The organism is Roseomonas sp. FDAARGOS_362 (assembly GCF_002754815.1).
GTDB lineage: Bacteria > Pseudomonadota > Alphaproteobacteria > Acetobacterales > Acetobacteraceae > Roseomonas > Roseomonas mucosa.
Window position 1 is genome coordinate 2,020,073 of record NZ_CP024588.1, and the last position, 17,388, is coordinate 2,037,460.

Here is a 17,388-nt window from a genome sequence, read left to right on the forward strand (position 1 = left end):
CGTCCCTTCAGGCATTGCCGCTGGCGCGGGCGAGCGCGGCCAGGATGCGGGCGGGGTCGGCGGTGCGCCAGCGGGCGCAGACATGCTGGTCGGGGCGGAGGAGATAGAAGCCCCCTTCCCCGCCATCGTAGCGTTCCCAGGCCAGGCCCTCCGCATCCTCCAGCACCGTGGCGCCTTCCACGGCGAAGGGCGCGGAGCCGGCCGGGCGAAGGACCACGAGGCGCATCGGCACGGCGCCGGAATCGAGCGCGCGCAGGGCGGCCAGCAGGCCGGGCGCAGGCGGCGCCGCGGCAAAGAGCAGGCCGGTGAAGGTGCCGCCGAGATGCCGCAGCAGCCATTCCGGCTCCCCGTCCCGGTGCCTCCCATCCTGGGACACGGGCGCGTCCGCCGCCACCGCGCCGGGCACCATGGCGCCGGCGAAGCTGTCGGCATCCGGCGTGTTCAGCGGAGAATCGCGCAGCACCGCCGGGACGGAAAGGCGGCCGCTGTTGACCATGCGCCGGGCGAAGTTGCAGTCGCGCGCCAGGTCCAGCACGGCATCGCGGAAGGCGCGGCTGGCCTCGTTCTTCGGCGTGATGAAATCCGTGCTGCGGGTCGAGTTGCGGATGTTCTCGTCGGCGGCGAAGACACGCTCGCCGTCATAGCTGTCGAGCAGGCCCTCCGGCGCAGCGCCGCGCAGCACGAGGCCGAGCTTCCAGGCGAGGTTCTCGGCATCCTGCACGCCGCTGTTGGCGCCGCGCGCGCCGAAGGGGGAGACGCCGTGCGCGGCGTCGCCATTGAAGAGCACGCGGCCGTGGCGGAAGCGGTCCATGCGGCGGCAGACGAAGCTGTAGACGCTGACCCATTCCAGGGTGAAGGCGCGGTCCTCGCCCAGCAGCGCCCTGACGCGGGGGATGACCTTCTCGGGGCACTTCTCCGCCTCCGGATCGGCGTCCCAGCCGAGCTGGAAGTCGATGCGCCAGACCTGGTCCGGCTGGCGATGCAGCAGCACGGACTGGTTGGGGTGGAAGGGCGGGTCGAACCAGAACCAGCGCTCGGAGGGGAAGTCCGCCTCCATCCGCACATCGGCGATCAGGAAGCGGTCGCGGAAGACCTGCCCCCTGCTTTCCAGCCCCATGAGGCGGCGGGTGGGGCTGCGGCCGCCATCGGCGGCGACCAGCCAGTCGGCCTGGAGGCTGTAGGGGCCGTCCGGCGTTTCCACCTCCAGCCACACGCCGCCGGGGGCGTGCCGCAGGCCGGCGAGGCTGTTCTTCCAGCGGATTTCCAGGTTCGGCAGTTCCCGCGCGCGTTCCAGCAGGAAGCCTTCGACGTAGTATTGCTGCAGGTTGACGAAGGCCGGGCGGGCATGGCCGGTCTCGGGCAGCAGGTCGAAGCTGTAGACGGGCTCGTCGCGGAAGAAGACCTTGCCGCAGTTCCAGACCACGCCCTTCTCGACCATGCGGTGGCCGCAGCCGAGGCGGTCGAAGATTTCCAGGGTGCGCTTGGCGAAGCAGATGGCGCGCGAGCCGCCGGCGAGGCGGTCGTCGTCGTCCAGCACCACCACCGGCGTGCCGGATTGCGCGAGATCGATGGCCGTGGCCAGCCCGACCGGGCCGGCGCCGACCACCACCACCGGATGGCGGACCGGCTGGGCGGCGTCCTGGTCGGCGGAACGGCGATAGCCGAAGCGGAGGGTCTGGTAGTCGGGGGCCGGCGGCGCGAGGTCCGGCACGGATGGCGAGACGGCTTCCTGCAACCCCTTGGTCCTCCCTTTTTCACGGACGCCTTGCCGGCGTTCCTGTACGCTTCCGGGAAGATGTGTCTCATATGATATGATCTGGTCAAGGGACTTCGCCGCCTGGGTGCGGGGTGGGGGCCAGGGGTGGGCCAGGGGTGGGCCAGGGGTGGGAAGGAGCGGCCCCGGCGGGGCCGCCCTGGCGTCAGGCCGCCATGCGGCGGAAACGGTCGTGGCGGAAGGGCGCCGGGTCCACGATCGGGGTGTCGTTGGCCACCAGATCGGCCATCAGGCGCCCCGCCCCGGGCCCGATGCCGAAGCCATGACCGGAGAAGCCGGTGGCGATGTGCAGGCCGGGGATGCGCTCCACCGCGGAGATGACGGGCACCACATCGGGCGTCACGTCGATCAGCCCGCCCCATTCCTGCGCCACCCGCATCGCGGCGAAGCCCGGGAAGGCGCGCGTCAGGTTGGCACGGGCGCCGTCGAGCAGGGCGCGGGAGGGGACGGGGTCGAGGACCCGCACCGCCTCGAAGGGCGAGGCTTCCTCCATCCCCCAGTGGCGCGGGATGCGCCATTCCTCCAGGAAGCGGCCGCCGATGCGGAGGCGCAGGTCGCTCCAGGTCGCGCGCAGATTGGGCAGGAAGTCGAGGAAGAGGCGGAAGCTGTCCGGCGTGATGTCCGACACGGCGGCCCGTTGCGAGATGGTGTAGCCGCCATCGGCGCGCTTGCGGAAGGCGAAGTCCGAGGCGGCTGCCGCGGTTTCGGGCAGGCCCTCCAGCGGCTGGGTGCGCAGCACCGAGCCCAGCACCTTCATCTGCGGCAGGTCGAAGCCGGAATTGCCGCAGAACAGGCGCGACCAGGCGCCGCCCGCCAGCACCACGGAATCGCAGGCGATGCGGCCCTTCTCCGTCACCACCCCGGCGATGCGGCCGCCCTGCCGGTCCAGCCCGCGCACGGCGCAGCCGGTCAGGATGGCGGCGCCCCGCTCCCGCGCGGCGCGGGCGATGGCCGGGGCGGCGCGCTGCGGCTCGGCGCGTCCGTCGCTGGCGGTGTAGAGCGCGGCCGGCCAGCGGCGGGCGGAGCCGGGCAGCACCGCATCGACCTCCGCCGTGCCGAGCATGCGGCTGTCGAGCTGGTAGAGCTTCGCGTGTTCCAGCCAGGCCTCGTGCCGGGCGATGTCGGCCGGCCCCTCGCAGAGATAGACGATGCCGGACTGGCGGTAGCCCGTGTCGATGCCCAGGCGTCGGTCGAGGCCGCGCCAGATGCGCTGCGCCTCGATGCTGAGCGGGATCTCGCGCGGGTCGCGGCCCATGGTGCGGCACCAGCCCCAGTTGCGGCTGGACTGCTCCCCGCCGATGCGGCCCTTCTCGCAGAGGGCGGCGGAGATGCCCTTCTCGGCCAGGGCCAGCACGGTGCTGACGCCGATGATGCCGCCGCCGATCACCACGACATCGACGCGCGCCGGCAGGCTGGGATCGGATTCCACGGGATCGACGGGTGGGGACATGGTGTCTCTGTTTCTCCAGCGCCCGGATGGCGGATGGTGCCGGGCGGGCGACCCCGACGGTATACAGGAGAACTGGAGCAGCAAGTTCCGGACCGTCGCAAGCCCGCATCGCTTCCCCGGTGGTGTGGCCGGCTGGAAAACCGGCCCCGGCGGATGGTGGCTGGCCGGGTATACCGGAATTTCCGCGTCACCCCCGCCCCGGCCAAGGTAGGGGCATCGTTCCTGGCCCGGCTCTTGCTTCTGGCCAGGGCATCCAGCCCGGACAGGCGGCTTGCCGCAGCGCATGAAGACATCCTGCCCGTTGTGGGTGGAGAGTGCCGGAATCGGCGGCGGGATGCCGGCAGGACTGGGGCGACGAACAGGGCCTGGCACATGCCCGGCCCGGAACCGGATGAGGGGATCGATCGGATGGTCTGGCGTATCGGAGTGGATTCCGGCGGCACCTTCACCGATGTCTGCCTCTTCGAGGAGGAGACCGGGCGGATGGCGGTGTGGAAGGTGTCTTCCACGCCGGACGATCCCTCGCGCGGCATCGCGCAGGGCTTCGAGGAGGGCATCGGCCAGGTCGGCGTCGCGGCCGGCGAGGTGGGCTTCCTGGGCCATGGCACCACGGTCGCGACCAATGCGCTGATCCAGCACCGGGGCGTGAGGACCGGGCTGATCACCACGGACGGGTTCCGCGACCTGCTGGAGATCGGGCGGCAGAAGCGGCCGGAGCTCTATGACCTGCAGGCCGACAAGCCGGAGATCCTGGTGTCGCGCGACCTGCGGCTGGAGGTGCCGGAGCGCGTCCACCACGACGGCCGGGTGGAGACCGCGCTGGACGAGCAGGCGGTGCGCGAGGCCGCACGGGCGCTGCGGGCGGCGGGGGTGAAGTCCGTGGCGATCTCTTTCCTCTATGGCTTCGTGCGACCGGAGCACGAGGCCACCGCGAAGCGCATCGTGGAGGAGGAGTTCCCCGAGGCCTTCGTCTGCGCCAGCCACGAGGTGGCGCCCGAGTTCCGCGAGTTCGAGCGGCTCTCCACCACCGCGGTGAACGCCTATCTCGGCCCGGTGATGGAGGGCTATATCCGCCGGCTTTCCGCCCGGCTGCGCGACCTCGGCCTCGCCGTCACGCCGCAGCTCACGCAGAGCAATGGCGGCGTGATCGGCTTCGAGGCGGCGGCGCGGCTGCCCGTCCGCACCGTGCTGTCCGGCCCCTCGACCGGCGTGGTGGCGGCGCAGGAGATCGGGCGGATGGTCGGCATCCCCGACCTGATCACCTTCGACATGGGCGGCACCTCCACCGACGTGGCGCTGCTGAAGGACAGCCAGTGCCGCCTGACCGGGGAGGCCGAGGTGCATGGCTATCCGATCAAGGCGCCGATGCTCGACATCCACACGGTGGGCGCGGGCGGGGGCTCCATCGCCTATGTGGACAGCGGCGGGCTGCTGAAGGTGGGGCCGCGCTCCTGCGGCGCCTTTCCCGGGCCGGTCTGCTATGACAAGGGCAGCACCGAGCCCTCCACCACCGATGCGAACGTGGTGCTGCAGACGCTGAACCCGACACATCTGCTGGCCGGGCGCATGCCGGTGCGGCAGGACCTGGCGAAGGAGGCGATCGGGCGGCTGGCGGAGAAGCTGGGGCTGGACGTCATGGCCACGGCGCAGGGCATCATCAGCGTGGTGACGGCGAACATGGCGCGGGCCATCCGCGTCATCTCCGTGCAGCGCGGGCACGATCCGCGCGACTACACGCTGGTGGCCTTCGGCGGCGCCGGGCCGCTGCATGCGGCGCGGCTGGCGAAGGAGCTCGACATCTCCCGCATCCTGGTGCCGCTGACGCCGGGCATCCTTTGCGCCACCGGGCTGCTGCTGACCGACCTGCGGGCGGATTTCGCCTCCACGCGGCTGGCGGTGCTGGGGGAGGGCTCGCTGCCGCTGATGCGCGAAGCCTTCGCCGGGCTGGAGACCCAGGCGCGGGCCTGGTTCGAGGCCGAGGGCATCGCGCCGGAGGCACGGCGCCTGAAGCGCACCGTGGACATGCGCTATGCCGGGCAGAACTACGAGCTGAGCATCCCGCTTCCCGAGGGGGAGATCGGGAGCGCGACGCTCGATGCCCTGGCAGAAGGCTTCGCCGCCGCGCACCGGCAGCGCTACGGCTTCGTGGCGGAGGGGGAGACGGTGCAGCTCGTCACCTATCGCGCCGAGGCGACGGGAGTGGTGCGAAAGGCCGCCTTCCAGCCGCGGCCGGAGGTGGGGCCGGATGCCTCCGCCGCGCGGATCGGCGAGCGCGAGGTCTGGATGCCCGAGGCGGGCGGCTGGACCCCCTGCCCCATCTACGACCGCGCGAAGCTGCGGCCCGGCAATGCCGTCCAGGGCCCGGCCATCATCGAGCAGATGGACACCACCACCGTGGTGCTGCCCGCCATGGTCGCCCGCGTCGAACCCTATCTGAACCTGATCCTGGAGGCCGCATGAGCGCCGCCGCGAAAGACCGGGCTATGGTCGATCCCATCACCGTCGAAGTGATCTCCTCCGCCCTGTCCTCGATCACCGAGGAGATGGGCGAGGCGCTGGTGCGCGCCTCCTATTCCACCAACATCAAGGAGCGGCGGGACTGCTCCACGGCCCTGTTCAACACGGCGGGCGAGACGCTGTGCCAGGCCGAGCACATCCCGATGCACCTCGGTTCCTTCATCGGGATCATTCCGCATATCCTCAAGCGGCATCCGGTCGCGGAGATGCGGCCGGGCGACGTCTTCATGGGCAACGACGCCTATGAGGGCGGCGGCACGCACCTGCCGGACATCGTGCTGGCCGAGCCGGTCTTCGTGGAGGATGGCGGGACGAGCCGCATCGTCGCCTGGGCGGTGAACACGGCGCACCATGCCGATTTCGCCGATCGCGGCCATGCCCACATCTTCCAGGAAGGCATCCGCATCCCGCCGATCCGCCTGTACCGCGCCGGCGAGTTGCAGAAGGACGTGCAGGAGCTGCTGCTGCTGAACTGCCAGGTGCCGCGCGAGCGCCTGTCGGACCTGCGGGCGCAGATGGCGGCGAACCGGCTGGGCGTGGAGCGGATGCAGGCGCTCTGCGCGAAATACGGCACGGACACGGTGCTGGCGGCGGGCGATGCGCTGCTGGACTATGCCGAGCGCAAGATGCGCGCGGGCATCGCCACCATCCCGGACGGCACCTACCGCTTCGAGGACCTGTTCGACAATCCCGAGATCGACCGGGACCTGCCGATGTCCTGCGAGATCGCCGTGGCGGGCGACGAGATGCGCCTGCATTTCGAGGCGCCGGACCAGGTCCGGGCCGGGCTGAACATGGTCTACACCGCGCTGCTTTCCACCGTGTACTACGCGGTGAAGACGGTGGTGGACCCGACCATCCTGCCCAATGCCGGCCTCGCCCGGCCGCTGACGGTCACGGCGCGGGAGGGCAGCATCGTCAACTGCACCGCCCCCGCCGCGGTGAACGGGCGCATCGCCGCCTGCCAGCGCGTGGTGGACCTGATCCACGGCGCGCTGGCCCAGGTGGTGCCGGAGCGGGTGATCGCCGCCTGCAACGGCTCCGTCGCCTCCGCCACCTTCGTCGGCACGCAGCCGGGCACGGGGGAGATCTGGGTCTATCTGGAGACCATCGGCGGCGGTTCCGGCGCGCGTCACGACAAGGACGGGCTGGATGGCGTGCATGTGCACATGACCAACACCTCCAACCTCCCGGCCGAGGCGCTGGAGCTGGAATATCCGCTGACCCTGCTGCGCTATGAGCTGGTGGACGGTTCCGGCGGCTGCGGCACGCATCGGGGCGGCATGGGGCTGCGCCGGGTCTATCGCGCCGAGGCCGAGTGCCGGCTGCGCGTGGACGGCTCCCGCCTGCGCTCCGCGCCCTGGGGGCTGGCCGGCGGGTTGCCGGGCGGCATGGGCGGCTTCGTCTATGGGGAGGGCGTGGCGCCCTTCGACCACGGTTCCGGCGTGCTCAGGCCTGGACAGGTGGTGGAGATCGTCACCCCCGGTGCCGGGGGCTATGGCCCGCCTTCCGGCCGCACCGCCGCGGAAGTCGCCCGCGACGTGGCGGAACGCCGCATCGACCCCGGAACCGCGCGCCGCGTCTACGGCGCGTCCTGAACGCCTCCTGCTGACCCTGGGTAAGGATTGACGAACCATGTCTCCACGCATCGCCCGTCGCTCGCTGCTCGGGGCCGGCATGGCCCTGCCACTGCTGGGTCTCGCCGCCCGGGCGGCGGAATCCTCCGGCGTGCTGCGCCTCGGCCTTTCCTCCTATCCACCCAACCTGACGCCCTGGATCAATGCCGGCTCGGCCGCCGGCACGGTGGTGTCGCTGATGCACCGGGGGCTGCTGTCCTTCGACGGGGATGGCAGGCTGCAAGGCGAGATCGCCGAGCGCTGGGAGGCCGACGGCAAGGACTGGGTCTTCCATTTGCGTGACGTCACCTGCCACAACGGCCGGAAGATGACCTCCGCCGATGTGAAATGGACGCTGGAGCAGGTCGGGGGTGAGAAGTCCACCGCCTATATGCGCCCGCAGATGCAGGCGGTGGAGCGCATCGAGACGCCGGATGCCCGCACCGTGCGGCTGGTGATGAAGCAGCCGATGGTCACCATCCCCGAATGGCTGGCGACCTATTTCATGCCGATCGTGCAGAAGGATTCGATCGAGCGCGGCGGGGTGGGCGTGGGCTGCGGCCCCTTCGTCATGAAGTCCGCCGAGCGCGGCACCTCGATCGAGCTGGAGGCCTTCCCCGGCTTCTACAGGCCCGGCCTGCCGAAGCTGAAGGGCGTGCGCGCCGTCGCCTATCCGGACGAGAATGCCCGCGTGGCGGCGCTGATCGCGGGCGACGTGGACCTGATCGACTATGTGCCGTGGCAGTCCATGGGGCGGATCGAGTCCGAGCCGAAGCTGCGGCTGGACACGCAGAACGGCCCCTTCATGTACCTGCAGTTCAACGGGCGCAGCGGGCCGCTGGCCAATCCGCTGGTGCGGCAGGCGATCGGCTTCGCCATCAACCGGGACGACATCATCAAGGGCGCCTTCTTCGGGCGCGGCACGCCGATCCACGGCGTTCCGCTGCTGCCCGCCAACCCGTTCTATTCCCAAAGCGCGAACAGCACCTTCCGCTTCGATCCCGCGCAGGCCCGGGCGCTGCTCGCCAAGGCGGGAGTGGCGGAGGGATTCTCCTGCAACCTGCTCTCCACGGCGCAGTACGGCATGCACAAGGACACGGCCGAGGTGGTGCAGCAGAACCTCGCCGCCATCGGCAGCCAGGTGCAGATGAACCTGCCGGACTGGGCGACGCGCGTGCAGCTCGGCAATCGCGGCCAGTATGACCTCGCCATCGGCGGCACGGCGGTGGAGATCACCGATCCGGACGGGCTGAGTCCAATGATCGACAACAGCCTGCCCGCCTCCTACATCCGCAGCACCGGCTTCACCACGCCGGGGCTGAGCGAGCTGCTGGCCCAGGGGCGCGCCGAGAGCGACGTGTCGAAGCGCAAGGAGATCTATGCCAGGGTGCAGGATCTGGTGGTGGAGAACGTGCCGATGCTGGGCCTCTGCTACCGCTCGCAGGGCTATGCCATGACCTCGGCGCTCAGGGGCTTCGTCAACCTTCCGGGGCCGCTGACCTTCTATTCCCCGGCCACGCTCGAAGCGGCCAGCCTGTCGTGATGCCGCGGAGGACGATCTGATGCTGGAATCCCGGGGGCGCGTGGCGATGGTGTCCGGTGCCTCGCGCGGCATCGGCCGGGCGGTGGTGGAGCGATTGCTGGAGAGCGGCTTCACCGTTTCCGCCGGGATGCGGAGCCCGGATGCCCTGCCGGAGCATCCGCGCCTGAGCCGCCATCGCTATGATGCCGAGGACCTGGCCAGCGCGGAGGGCTGGGTGGCCGGGACCCTGGCGCGGCACGGGCGGCTGGACGGGCTGGTGAACGCGGCGGGGATCAACCCCATGGCCGGCCTGCACGATGCCGACGAGACGGCGCTGGACGCGCTGTGGCGGGTGAACGTGAAGGGGCCGGCGCGGCTGGTCCGCCTCGCCTGGGCGCATCTCGTGGCCGCCGGGCATGGGCGGGTGGTGAACCTGTCCTCGCTTTCCGGCAAGCGGGTGAAGAACGCCAATCTCGGCTATGCGATGAGCAAGTTCGCCGTGGTGGCGCTGACACACGAGGTGCGGCGCGAGGGCTGGGAACAGGGCATCCGCGCCACCGCCGTCTGCCCTTCCTTCGTCAATACGGACATGACCGGCCATGTCACGAGTTGGCCGCGCGAGAAGATGACGCAGCCGGCCGATCTCGCCCGGCTGATCGAGACCTGCCTGCTGCTGCCAGACGAGGCGGTGGTGGCGGAGCTGCTGGTCAACTGCCGGCTGGAAGACCTGTTCTGAGGGCGGGGAGGGTGTTTCCCCTCCCCTTCCCTTCTCAGGCGGCGGCCTGTTCCAGCGGCCGCCAGCCCGCATAGCGCGGATGGTTCGGGCCGATGGGCAGGAGGACGGCCTCGCCGGTTTCCGCGGAATGGTACATCGCCGTCAGCAGTTCCAGCGAGCGGCGGGCATCGGCCAGCGTCACCGGCAATGCGCCGCCGCTTTCCAGCGCGGCGTGGAAGTCGCGCATCTGGCCGGTGAAGCGCGGGGGCACCGGCACCCAGCCTTGCAGCGCCTCCTCGACCCGGGCCGCCGTGGCGGCGTCGCGCGGGACGATGCGCCAGGGGTCCTCGCCGGGGTTGTAGGGGCCGGGGCTGCTCTCGAAGGTCAGGTTCTCGAAGCAGAGGTACAGGCGGGTGATCTGTTCCTGGCATCCCACCGTGGCGGCGAGCGAAACCAGGGCGCCGCTTTCCATGGTCAGGCTGGCCACGGCGCAGTCCTCGACCTCGATATGGGGATGGACGCGCGTGGCGGTGCGGGCATAGACGTCGCGGATCGGCCCCATCAGCTCGCAGAGCATGTCGTGCGGGTGGATCGCATGGGTGATCAGCGTGCCGCCCAGCTCCGTGCTCCAGCGGCCGCGCCAGGGCACGGCGTAGTATTCCGGCAGGCGCTGCCAGGCCGTCTCCACCGTCGCCAGATAGGGGCGGCCGGCGATGCCGCTCTCGACGAGGTGCCTCGCCTTCTGGAAGCCGTCGCCGTAGCGGTACTGGAAGATGGGCATGACCCGGCCCGGCGAGCGCGCCTCGGCGGCGATCACCGCATCCACCTCCCGCAGGGAGCCGACCAGGGGCTTCTCGCAGACCGCGTGCTTGCCGGCGGCGAGCGTGGCCATGATCTGCTCGCCATGCAGGCCAGGCGGCGTGCAGATGTCCACGATCTCCACATCCGGCATGGCCAGCACCTCGGCGAAGCTCTGCGTGGCGCGGGGGATGCCGTAGTCGGCAGCGAAGCTGGCGAGGCGCTGCGGGTCGATGTCGCAGATCGCGACCACCTCGAAGAGGTCCGGATAGGGAAGGTAGCCTTCCTCCATGTGCCGCCGGCCGATCCCGGCGCCGACGATGGCGAGTTTGCGTCTGATGGGCATGGTCCGGCTCCTCACATCCCGGCGAAGGCGCGATCCGCCATGGCCTGGGCGGTCAGGGCGAGTTCCATGGCCCTGAAGCCGAGCTCCTGCGGCATCGCGGTTTCCGTGCGGTCGCGCAGGTCATTGGCGAAGAGGCGCCCGAAGGGCCGCACCGTGTCGTTGCAGTCGATGTAGCGGACGCCGTCCCGGTTCGAGAGGAAGAGGTGATCGCCTCCCGGGCGTCCCTCGGGGTCGAAATACTTCCGCAGCTCGATCGTGCCCTGGGTGCCGAGGATCACCAGTCGCCCGTCGCCCCAGACAGGCATCGCATCGGGGGTGTACCAGTCCACCCGGACATAGCCGGTCACCTTGCCGGCGCGCAGGTGCATGTCGCCGAAGTCGCGGAAGCGGGGGTGTTCCGGCAGGGCGCGGTTGCCGACCGTGGCGGAAAGGACCTCGCCCTCCACGCCCTGGCCCATCCCCTGGCCTATCCCCTGGCCCATCGCATCGGCGAAGAAGAGGAACTGCTCCGCCTGATGGCTGGCGATGTCGGTGAGGATGCCGCCGTTGCGGGCGGGGTCGAAGAACCAGTCCGGGCGCTTCGGGGCGCTGAGGCGGTGCGGGCCGAGGCCGACGGTGTTCACGACCTCGCCGATCGCGCCCTGGCGCACGAGCTCCCCGGCCCGCACCGTCGAGCGCTGGTCTAGGTGTTCCGAGAAGAAGATGCTGAAGAAGCGCCCCGTTTCCGCCCGCGCCGCGCGGACCGCCGCCAGATCCTCCAGCGTCAGCATGCCGGGCTTGTCCACCAGCACGTCCTTGCCATGCCGCATCGCCTCGATGCCGATGCCGGCGCGGTCGGCGGGGATGGCGGCGCTGAGGATCAGGCCGATCTCCGGGGACTCCAGGATGCGCCGGCGATCGGCGATGCGCGGGATCTCCGGGTAGCGGTCCTGGAAGGTGGCGGCGAGGTCGTCCTCCGGCGCGTGGAAGCCGGCGCATTCCCCGCCGGCCTCCCGCATCGCGCGCATCATGCCGTGGATATGGTCGTGGTTGATGCCGATGACCGCGAAACGGAACGGTGCCATGGTTCAGCCGCGCTCCAGCACGTCATTGGCCTCGTTCACGAAGCGCCTGGCGCCGTCCCTGGGCGAAAGGCGGCCGAAGCCGATCTCCTCGTTGGTCCGCTTCAGGATGTTGGCGATCTCGCCCGCGCCCTTGGGCGGCGGCGGCGGCACGGGGCCGACGCGCGTGCTGACCATGTCGATATAGGCCACCAGCTCCTTGCTGGATTCGTCCATGCCCTTCTTGATGACCTCGCGCTGGGCATTAGCGATGGGCACGCCACGCTCCACGCCCAGGATCTCGCCGGCGCGCGGATCGGTGACGTAGAAGTTCAGCAGCTTCACCGCCTCCTCCGCCCGGGGCGAGCGGCCATAGACGCTCAGCAGCTGCGACGGCTTCAGGTACTGGCCGGGCGGGGCATCGGGGGCGATGGTGGGCACCATGGTCATGGTGACGCGGTCGCGGTTCAGCTTCTGCATCGCCACGAGCTGGTTGGAATGGGCGAAGTCGATGGCCGCCTTGCCCAGCGTCAGCGGGCTGGTCTCCAGGCTGTTCTGGTAGAGGGCCTGCACCTCCGCCGGCACGCAGGCCTTGCTCTTGCGCAGACGGTCCCAGTAGCCGAACCATTCCTCCATGTCGGCGGTGGCGAAGCCCAGCTTGTCGTCCGGTGCATAGAGCAGCTTGCCCTTCTGGCGCAGGAAGATCTCCAGGATCGGCTCCTGCTGCCCGGCATCCGAAAGCCCGTAGAAGTCGGCCCTGTTGGCCTTGCGGGTAATCTCCGCGCCCAGCTTCGCATAGGCGTCCCAGGTCAGATCGGGTGTCGGCAGCGGCAGGCCGGACTGTTCCAGCACCGTGCGGTTGAACATCATCGAGGGCGAGTTGGCCCCGAAATTGACGCCGTAGAGCTTGCCGGCCGCCTTGCCGACATCGACGAATTTCGGGTCCCAGTCGCTGATCTGCAGCGTGCCGGGCACATGGGAATCGAGCGGCAGCAGCACGCCGCGCCGCGCGTATTCGAAGAGGTAGCGGTAGTCCATCTGGATCAGGTCCGGCGCGTTGCGGCCGACGACCTGGGTGGCGAGCTTGGGCCAGTAGTCGCTCCAGCCCATGTTCTCGCTGTCCACCGACACGTTCGGATGGAGCTGGCTGTAGAGGGCGCTGACCTTCATGGTGCGGTCCGCCCGTTCCTTGGTGCCCCACCAGGTCATGCGCAGCCGCACCGGCGCCGCCTGGGCCCTGGCCAGTCCGCCGCCGCCCGCGAGAAGACCCAGCGAGGCCATCCCGCCCAGCATGAGGTTCCGTCTTGTGGACATGCTTCCTCCGATTGGTTCTTCTTGCTTCCGTTCAGCCGAGCTGCGCGGCCACGGGCACGGCCCGGCCGGTCTTCACGCTTTCCACCGCCGCGACGCCGCAGAGCACGGACAGCGCGCCGGCCCGCGCCCCGGCGCGCTGGTGCAGGGGGTCGGGCATCTCCGGATCGAAGAGCATGGCCTGCAGGCGCTTGTCGCCGCCGAAATGGCCGCCATGCTCGCGCGTGATGCGGATGGTCTCGGAGGGGCCGAAGTTCCGCATCAGCAGGATCTCGTCATGGTCTCCGATGCCGAAGGGGTCCTTCTCCTTGTGCCGGATCTCCAGCCGCCCCTTGCGCCCGTTGAAGGCGAGGTGGTGCCCCTCGACCGGCATGCAGGCGTTCAGGGAGTAGGAGACCTGCACGCCGTTGCCATAGACCAGCGAGGCGCTCATCGTGTCGTAGATGTCGATGTCCTCGCGGAAGACGCAGGCGTCGCGGACATAGCCGTCCTCCCGCGAGGGGTCCTCGTAGAGCATCTCCAGCCAGGGATCGGCGGCGATGTCGAGGTGGAAGTCGCAATCCGCCGCATGGAGGCAGCCGTGGCAGCGCTCGCCGCGATAGGGGCCGTTGGCGCCGTAGTGCCGCAGGTTGCCGCGCGCGAAGATCTCCTTCGGCTCGTCCGCCACGTACCAGTTCAGCAGGTCGAAATGATGCGTGGACTTGTGGACGAAGAGGCTGCCGGAGTTCTTCTGGTAGGCGTGCCAGCGGCGGAAGTAGTCCGCCCCATGGCGCGTATCGAGATACCAGTGGAAGTCGATCGAGGTGATCTCCCCGATCGCACCCTCCATCAGCAGTTCCTTGATCTTCGCACCGAAGGGTGCGTAGCGGTAGTTGAAGGCGACATTCACCTTGCGCCCGGTCCGCGCCTCCGCCTCCAGGATGCGGCGGCACTTGGCCGCGGTGGTGGCCATGGGCTTTTCGGTGATGACGTCGGAGCCTGCCTCCAGCGCCTGCACGATCAGGTCGTCATGCGTGTCGTCGCGGGTGCAGACCATCACCGTGGCGGGACGGAGGGTGGACAGCATCTCCCCGAAATCGGTGAAGACCGGGGCGTTGGTGCCGATCGCGCGCTGCGAGCGGTGGGCGCGCATCCCGTTGATGTCGCAGAGGCCGACGAGATCCACCTGCGGGCCGAGACGGGAAAGCAGCTCCTTGCCCCACATGCCGGTGCCACGATGGCCCGTGCCGACCAGCGCAATCCGCTGCTGCGCGAGATCAAGCGACATACTCACTCCCCATGGACAGGACCGGCGCCAGGCGCGGGCAGACGGAGCCGTCGGCGCGGAACAGGTGGCAATCCCCCGCATCGCAGGTGATCGGGATGTTTTCGCCCGGATGGATGCGGCGCTGTCCTTCCAGTTGCAGCGTCACGGCCTGTCCGTCCGCCGTCTGGCCATAGACCAGCGAGGCGCTGCCGAGCTGTTCCACGAGCTGCACGCGCAGGCCGCCGAGTTGCACGCCGTCGCTTCCGGCGCGCAGATGCTCGGGCCGGATGCCCAGCACCAGCCCTTCCTCGGCGGGCGGGCGGAGGCCGGGAAGGCGCACCTCCTGGCCGCCCAGCATCACGCCCTCCCCCCCCGGCGCAGGGGCCACCGACAGGAAGTTCATCTTCGGGCTGCCGATGAAGCCGGCCACGAAGCGGTTGACCGGGTTGTTGTAGAGATCGAGCGGCGAGCCGATCTGCTCGACCTTCCCGGCGCGCAGCACCACGATCTTGTCGGCCATGGTCATGGCCTCCACCTGGTCGTGGGTCACGTAGATCATCGTGTTGCCGAGCTTGCGGTGGAGATTGGCGATCTCCACCCGCATCTGCACGCGCAGCTCGGCGTCCAGGTTCGACAGCGGCTCGTCGAAGAGGAAGATCCCCGGCTCGCGCACGATGGCGCGGCCGATGGCCACGCGCTGACGCTGCCCGCCCGAGAGCTGCTTCGGCTTGCGCTCCAGCAGATGGCTCAGTTGCAGCACCTCCGCCGCCTGCCGCACACGGCGGTCGATCTCCGGCTTCGGCATCCGGGCGGTTTCCAGCGCGAAGGCCATGTTCTTGTACACGTTCATATGCGGGTAGAGCGCATAGGACTGGAAGACCATGGCGATGCCGCGCTGCGCCGCCGGCACGTCGTTCATGACATTGCCGCCGATCACCAGATCGCCGTCCGAGATCGTTTCCAGCCCCGCGATCATGCGCAGCAGGGTGGACTTGCCGCAGCCCGAGGGGCCGACGAAGACCACGAACTCGCCGGGCGTGATGTCGATGTTCACGTCATGCAGCACGGCATGCTGGTCGAAGCGCTTGAAGACGTGCCGCAGGTTCAGGCCGGTCATCGTTTCATCCCCGTGGTGGCGATCCCCTCGATCAGCAGACGCTGGAAGAAGAGGAAGAAGAGGAAGACAGGAACCAGGCCCAGGACGGACATGGCGAAGAGCGCCGGCCAGTCGGATTCCCCGCCCGAATCCACGAAGGAGCGCAGGCCGATCTGGGCCGTGTAGGTTTCCATGTCGTTCAGGTAGATCAGTGGCCCGAAGAAGTCGTCCCAGGTCCAGATGAAGGAGAAGATCGCGGCTGTCGCCATCACCGGCAGCGAAAGCGGCAGCATGATCTTCCAGTAGATCCGCCAGGGGCTGCACCCGTCCATCATGGCGGCCTCGTCCAGCTCGCGCGGGATGTTGCGGAAGAACTGGACCATCAGGAAGATGAAGAAGGCGTCCGTGGCCAGGAACTTCGGCACCACCAGCGGCAGGATGGTGTTCACCCAGTCCAGGTTCAGGAACAGGATGTACTGCGGGATCAGCGTGACGTGATAGGGCATCATCAGCGTGCCCAGCATCAGCGCGAACCAGAGGTTCCTGCCCCGGAAGCGCAGCCTGGCGAAGGCATAGGCCGCCAGCGAGCAGGATACGACATTGCCGATCACCGACAGCACCGCGATCACTGCCGAGTTCCAGAAGAACCGCCCGAAGCTGACCTGCAGGCTGTTCCAGCCGCGGACATAGGCCTCCAGGCTGAGGCTCTGCGGGATGATCGAGATGGTGGAGAAGATGTCCTGGCTGCTGCGGAAGGAGCTCGCGAGCATCCAGAGCAGCGGGTAGAGCATGCAGAAGGCGACGGCGATCAGCACCGCATGCTTCAGGACCGGGCGGCCGCTTGCCGCCGCGCGGGGGCCGCCGTGGCGGAGGGCCTCACTCATCGTAATGCACCCAGAAGCGCGCGGAGAGGAAGGAGACCGCGGTGAAGCCCGCGATGATCAGCACCAGCACCCAGGCGAGCGCCGAGGCATAGCCCATGCGGAAGAAGCTGAAGGCCTCCTGGAACAGATAGAGGGTGTAGAACAGGGTGGAGTTCACCGGCCCGCCCGTGCCCTCGCTGATGATGAAGGCGGGGGTGAAGGCCTTGAAGGCGTCGATCACCTGCACGATGGAGTTGAAGAAGATGATCGGCGTCAGCAGCGGCAGGGTGATGCGGAAGAACTGCCGGCGCGGCGAGGCCCCGTCCAGGCTGGAGGCCTCGTACAGGTCCTGCGGAATCTGCCGCAGCCCGGCCAGGAAGATGATCATCGGGCTGCCGAACTGCCAGATGCCCAGCACCACCAGCGTGTAGAGCGCCGTGTCCGGGTTGGCGATCCAGCTCGGCCCCTGGATGCCGACCAGGGCGAGGAGCTGGTTCAGCAGGCCGGTGCCGGAGAAGATCTCCCGCCACAGCACCGCGATGGCCACGCTCGCCCCCAGCAGGGAGGGCAGGTAGAAGATGGCCCGGTAGATGGTGAGGCCGCGGATGCCCTTGTTGAGCACCATCGCCACGCCCAGGGCGAAGGCGAGCTTCAGCGGCACGGTCAGCACCACATAGGTGAAGGTGACGCGCAGGGATTCCCAGAACTTGGTGTCCGAGAAGAGGATGCGCCGGTAGTTGGCCATCCCCGCCCAGCGCGGGTCCGTCATCAGGTCGAAATGGGTGAAGGACAGCGCCAGCGAGGCCAGGGCCGGCCCCAGCGTCAGCCCGAAGAAGCCGATCAGCCAGGGCAGCAGGAAGAGGTAGCCGGGCAGGCTTGCCCAGCGTTTCCGGCTGGCCTTCCGCTTCCGGGCGGCGGTCCAGCCCGTCTCAGCGGCGGCGATCTGCATGATCCCCCGCCCCGTTTCCGGGTTTCGTCATCGGTCGTCCTCCCCATGGCTCTTGCGGCCATGTCCGTCAGCCCCTACTCAGCAAGCAGGTAACCGGTTGGTTCCCACGCTAGGGAGGCGCCTCCCTTCGTGTCAAGCACGGATA

The 17,388-nt window shown here is 69.3% G+C and carries 13 protein-coding genes; 4 read left to right on the forward strand and 9 right to left on the reverse strand.

Annotated elements, in window-relative coordinates; all coding sequences use genetic code 11:
• Positions 1 to 7: 7 nt before the first annotated feature.
• Both CTJ15_RS14145 and CTJ15_RS14150 read right to left on the reverse strand, forming a co-directional pair.
• Complete coding sequence (locus tag CTJ15_RS14145) at positions 8 to 1,735, reverse strand: FAD-dependent oxidoreductase (RefSeq protein ID WP_226946141.1); 1,728 nt, start codon at positions 1,733 to 1,735, stop codon at positions 8 to 10.
• A 184-nt stretch (positions 1,736 to 1,919) separates the two neighbouring features.
• On the reverse strand, positions 1,920 to 3,224 hold the full coding sequence (locus CTJ15_RS14150; protein ID WP_019460346.1) for an FAD-binding oxidoreductase: 1,305 nt from the start codon (positions 3,222 to 3,224) through the stop codon (positions 1,920 to 1,922).
• A gap of 408 nt (positions 3,225 to 3,632) precedes the next feature.
• On the opposite strand from CTJ15_RS14150, the gene CTJ15_RS14155 reads away from it, so the two are divergent.
• From CTJ15_RS14155 to CTJ15_RS14170, 4 genes are read left to right on the forward strand one after another with little or no spacing between them, the layout of a single operon-like run.
• Complete coding sequence (locus CTJ15_RS14155; protein ID WP_026033061.1) at positions 3,633 to 5,684, forward strand: hydantoinase/oxoprolinase family protein; 2,052 nt, start codon at positions 3,633 to 3,635, stop codon at positions 5,682 to 5,684.
• The gene (locus CTJ15_RS14160; RefSeq protein WP_058389406.1) at positions 5,681 to 7,339 is read left to right on the forward strand and encodes a hydantoinase B/oxoprolinase family protein; all 1,659 of its coding nucleotides are present in this window, start codon (positions 5,681 to 5,683) and stop codon (positions 7,337 to 7,339) included. The genes CTJ15_RS14155 and CTJ15_RS14160 overlap by 4 nt, the downstream gene beginning before the upstream one ends.
• A gap of 37 nt (positions 7,340 to 7,376) precedes the next feature.
• Positions 7,377 to 8,900, forward strand: a complete 1,524-nt coding sequence (locus tag CTJ15_RS14165) for an ABC transporter substrate-binding protein (RefSeq protein ID WP_099781642.1) — start codon at positions 7,377 to 7,379, stop codon at positions 8,898 to 8,900.
• Between the two features lie 19 nt (positions 8,901 to 8,919).
• Positions 8,920 to 9,615 carry an SDR family NAD(P)-dependent oxidoreductase gene (locus tag CTJ15_RS14170; RefSeq protein ID WP_058389408.1) on the forward strand — a complete coding sequence of 232 codons (696 nt, stop codon included), beginning with the start codon at positions 8,920 to 8,922 and terminating at the stop codon, positions 9,613 to 9,615.
• Positions 9,616 to 9,649: 34 nt separating this feature from the next.
• On the opposite strand, the gene CTJ15_RS14175 is transcribed toward CTJ15_RS14170, so the two are convergent.
• The 7 genes from CTJ15_RS14175 to CTJ15_RS14205 are packed head-to-tail and all read right to left on the reverse strand — an operon-like array spanning position 9,650 to position 17,243.
• Positions 9,650 to 10,738, reverse strand: coding sequence for a Gfo/Idh/MocA family protein (locus tag CTJ15_RS14175; RefSeq protein WP_058389409.1), 1,089 nt, complete (start codon positions 10,736 to 10,738; stop codon positions 9,650 to 9,652).
• A gap of 11 nt (positions 10,739 to 10,749) precedes the next feature.
• The gene (locus tag CTJ15_RS14180; protein WP_019460352.1) at positions 10,750 to 11,802 is read right to left on the reverse strand and encodes a Gfo/Idh/MocA family protein; all 1,053 of its coding nucleotides are present in this window, start codon (positions 11,800 to 11,802) and stop codon (positions 10,750 to 10,752) included.
• 3 nt (positions 11,803 to 11,805) lie between these two features.
• Entirely contained in the window at positions 11,806 to 13,092 is a 1,287-nt protein-coding gene (locus CTJ15_RS14185) for an ABC transporter substrate-binding protein (protein WP_026033062.1), read from the reverse strand.
• 31 nt (positions 13,093 to 13,123) lie between these two features.
• Positions 13,124 to 14,356: a Gfo/Idh/MocA family protein gene (locus tag CTJ15_RS14190; protein ID WP_019460354.1), complete on the reverse strand. Its 1,233-nt coding sequence runs from the start codon at positions 14,354 to 14,356 to the stop codon at positions 13,124 to 13,126.
• A complete protein-coding gene (locus CTJ15_RS14195) occupies positions 14,346 to 15,452 on the reverse strand; it encodes an ABC transporter ATP-binding protein (RefSeq protein ID WP_099781643.1) in 1,107 nt (368 codons plus the stop codon). The genes CTJ15_RS14190 and CTJ15_RS14195 overlap by 11 nt, the downstream gene beginning before the upstream one ends.
• On the reverse strand, positions 15,449 to 16,315 hold the full coding sequence (locus CTJ15_RS14200; protein ID WP_019460356.1) for a carbohydrate ABC transporter permease: 867 nt from the start codon (positions 16,313 to 16,315) through the stop codon (positions 15,449 to 15,451). The genes CTJ15_RS14195 and CTJ15_RS14200 overlap by 4 nt, the downstream gene beginning before the upstream one ends.
• Positions 16,308 to 17,243, reverse strand: a complete 936-nt coding sequence (locus CTJ15_RS14205) for a carbohydrate ABC transporter permease (RefSeq protein WP_019460357.1) — start codon at positions 17,241 to 17,243, stop codon at positions 16,308 to 16,310. Before CTJ15_RS14205 ends, CTJ15_RS14200 begins: the two co-directional genes overlap by 8 nt.
• Positions 17,244 to 17,388 lie beyond the last annotated feature (145 nt).

What these genes read in the sequence shown, in the direction of transcription:
- CTJ15_RS14170 (WP_058389408.1), top strand. Translation starts at nt 8,920, where the DNA reads ATGCTGGAATCCCGGGGGCGCGTGGCGATGGTGTCCGGTGCCTCGCGC.
- CTJ15_RS14185 (WP_026033062.1), bottom strand. Translation starts at nt 13,092, where the DNA reads ATGTCCACAAGACGGAACCTCATGCTGGGCGGGATGGCCTCGCTGGGT.
- CTJ15_RS14160 (WP_058389406.1), top strand. Translation starts at nt 5,681, where the DNA reads ATGAGCGCCGCCGCGAAAGACCGGGCTATGGTCGATCCCATCACCGTC.
- CTJ15_RS14150 (WP_019460346.1), bottom strand. Translation starts at nt 3,224, where the DNA reads ATGTCCCCACCCGTCGATCCCGTGGAATCCGATCCCAGCCTGCCGGCG.
- CTJ15_RS14195 (WP_099781643.1), bottom strand. Translation starts at nt 15,452, where the DNA reads ATGACCGGCCTGAACCTGCGGCACGTCTTCAAGCGCTTCGACCAGCAT.
- CTJ15_RS14205 (WP_019460357.1), bottom strand. Translation starts at nt 17,243, where the DNA reads ATGCAGATCGCCGCCGCTGAGACGGGCTGGACCGCCGCCCGGAAGCGG.
- CTJ15_RS14190 (WP_019460354.1), bottom strand. Translation starts at nt 14,356, where the DNA reads ATGTCGCTTGATCTCGCGCAGCAGCGGATTGCGCTGGTCGGCACGGGC.
- CTJ15_RS14175 (WP_058389409.1), bottom strand. Translation starts at nt 10,738, where the DNA reads ATGCCCATCAGACGCAAACTCGCCATCGTCGGCGCCGGGATCGGCCGG.
- CTJ15_RS14155 (WP_026033061.1), top strand. Translation starts at nt 3,633, where the DNA reads ATGGTCTGGCGTATCGGAGTGGATTCCGGCGGCACCTTCACCGATGTC.
- CTJ15_RS14200 (WP_019460356.1), bottom strand. Translation starts at nt 16,315, where the DNA reads ATGAGTGAGGCCCTCCGCCACGGCGGCCCCCGCGCGGCGGCAAGCGGC.
- CTJ15_RS14165 (WP_099781642.1), top strand. Translation starts at nt 7,377, where the DNA reads ATGTCTCCACGCATCGCCCGTCGCTCGCTGCTCGGGGCCGGCATGGCC.
- CTJ15_RS14180 (WP_019460352.1), bottom strand. Translation starts at nt 11,802, where the DNA reads ATGGCACCGTTCCGTTTCGCGGTCATCGGCATCAACCACGACCATATC.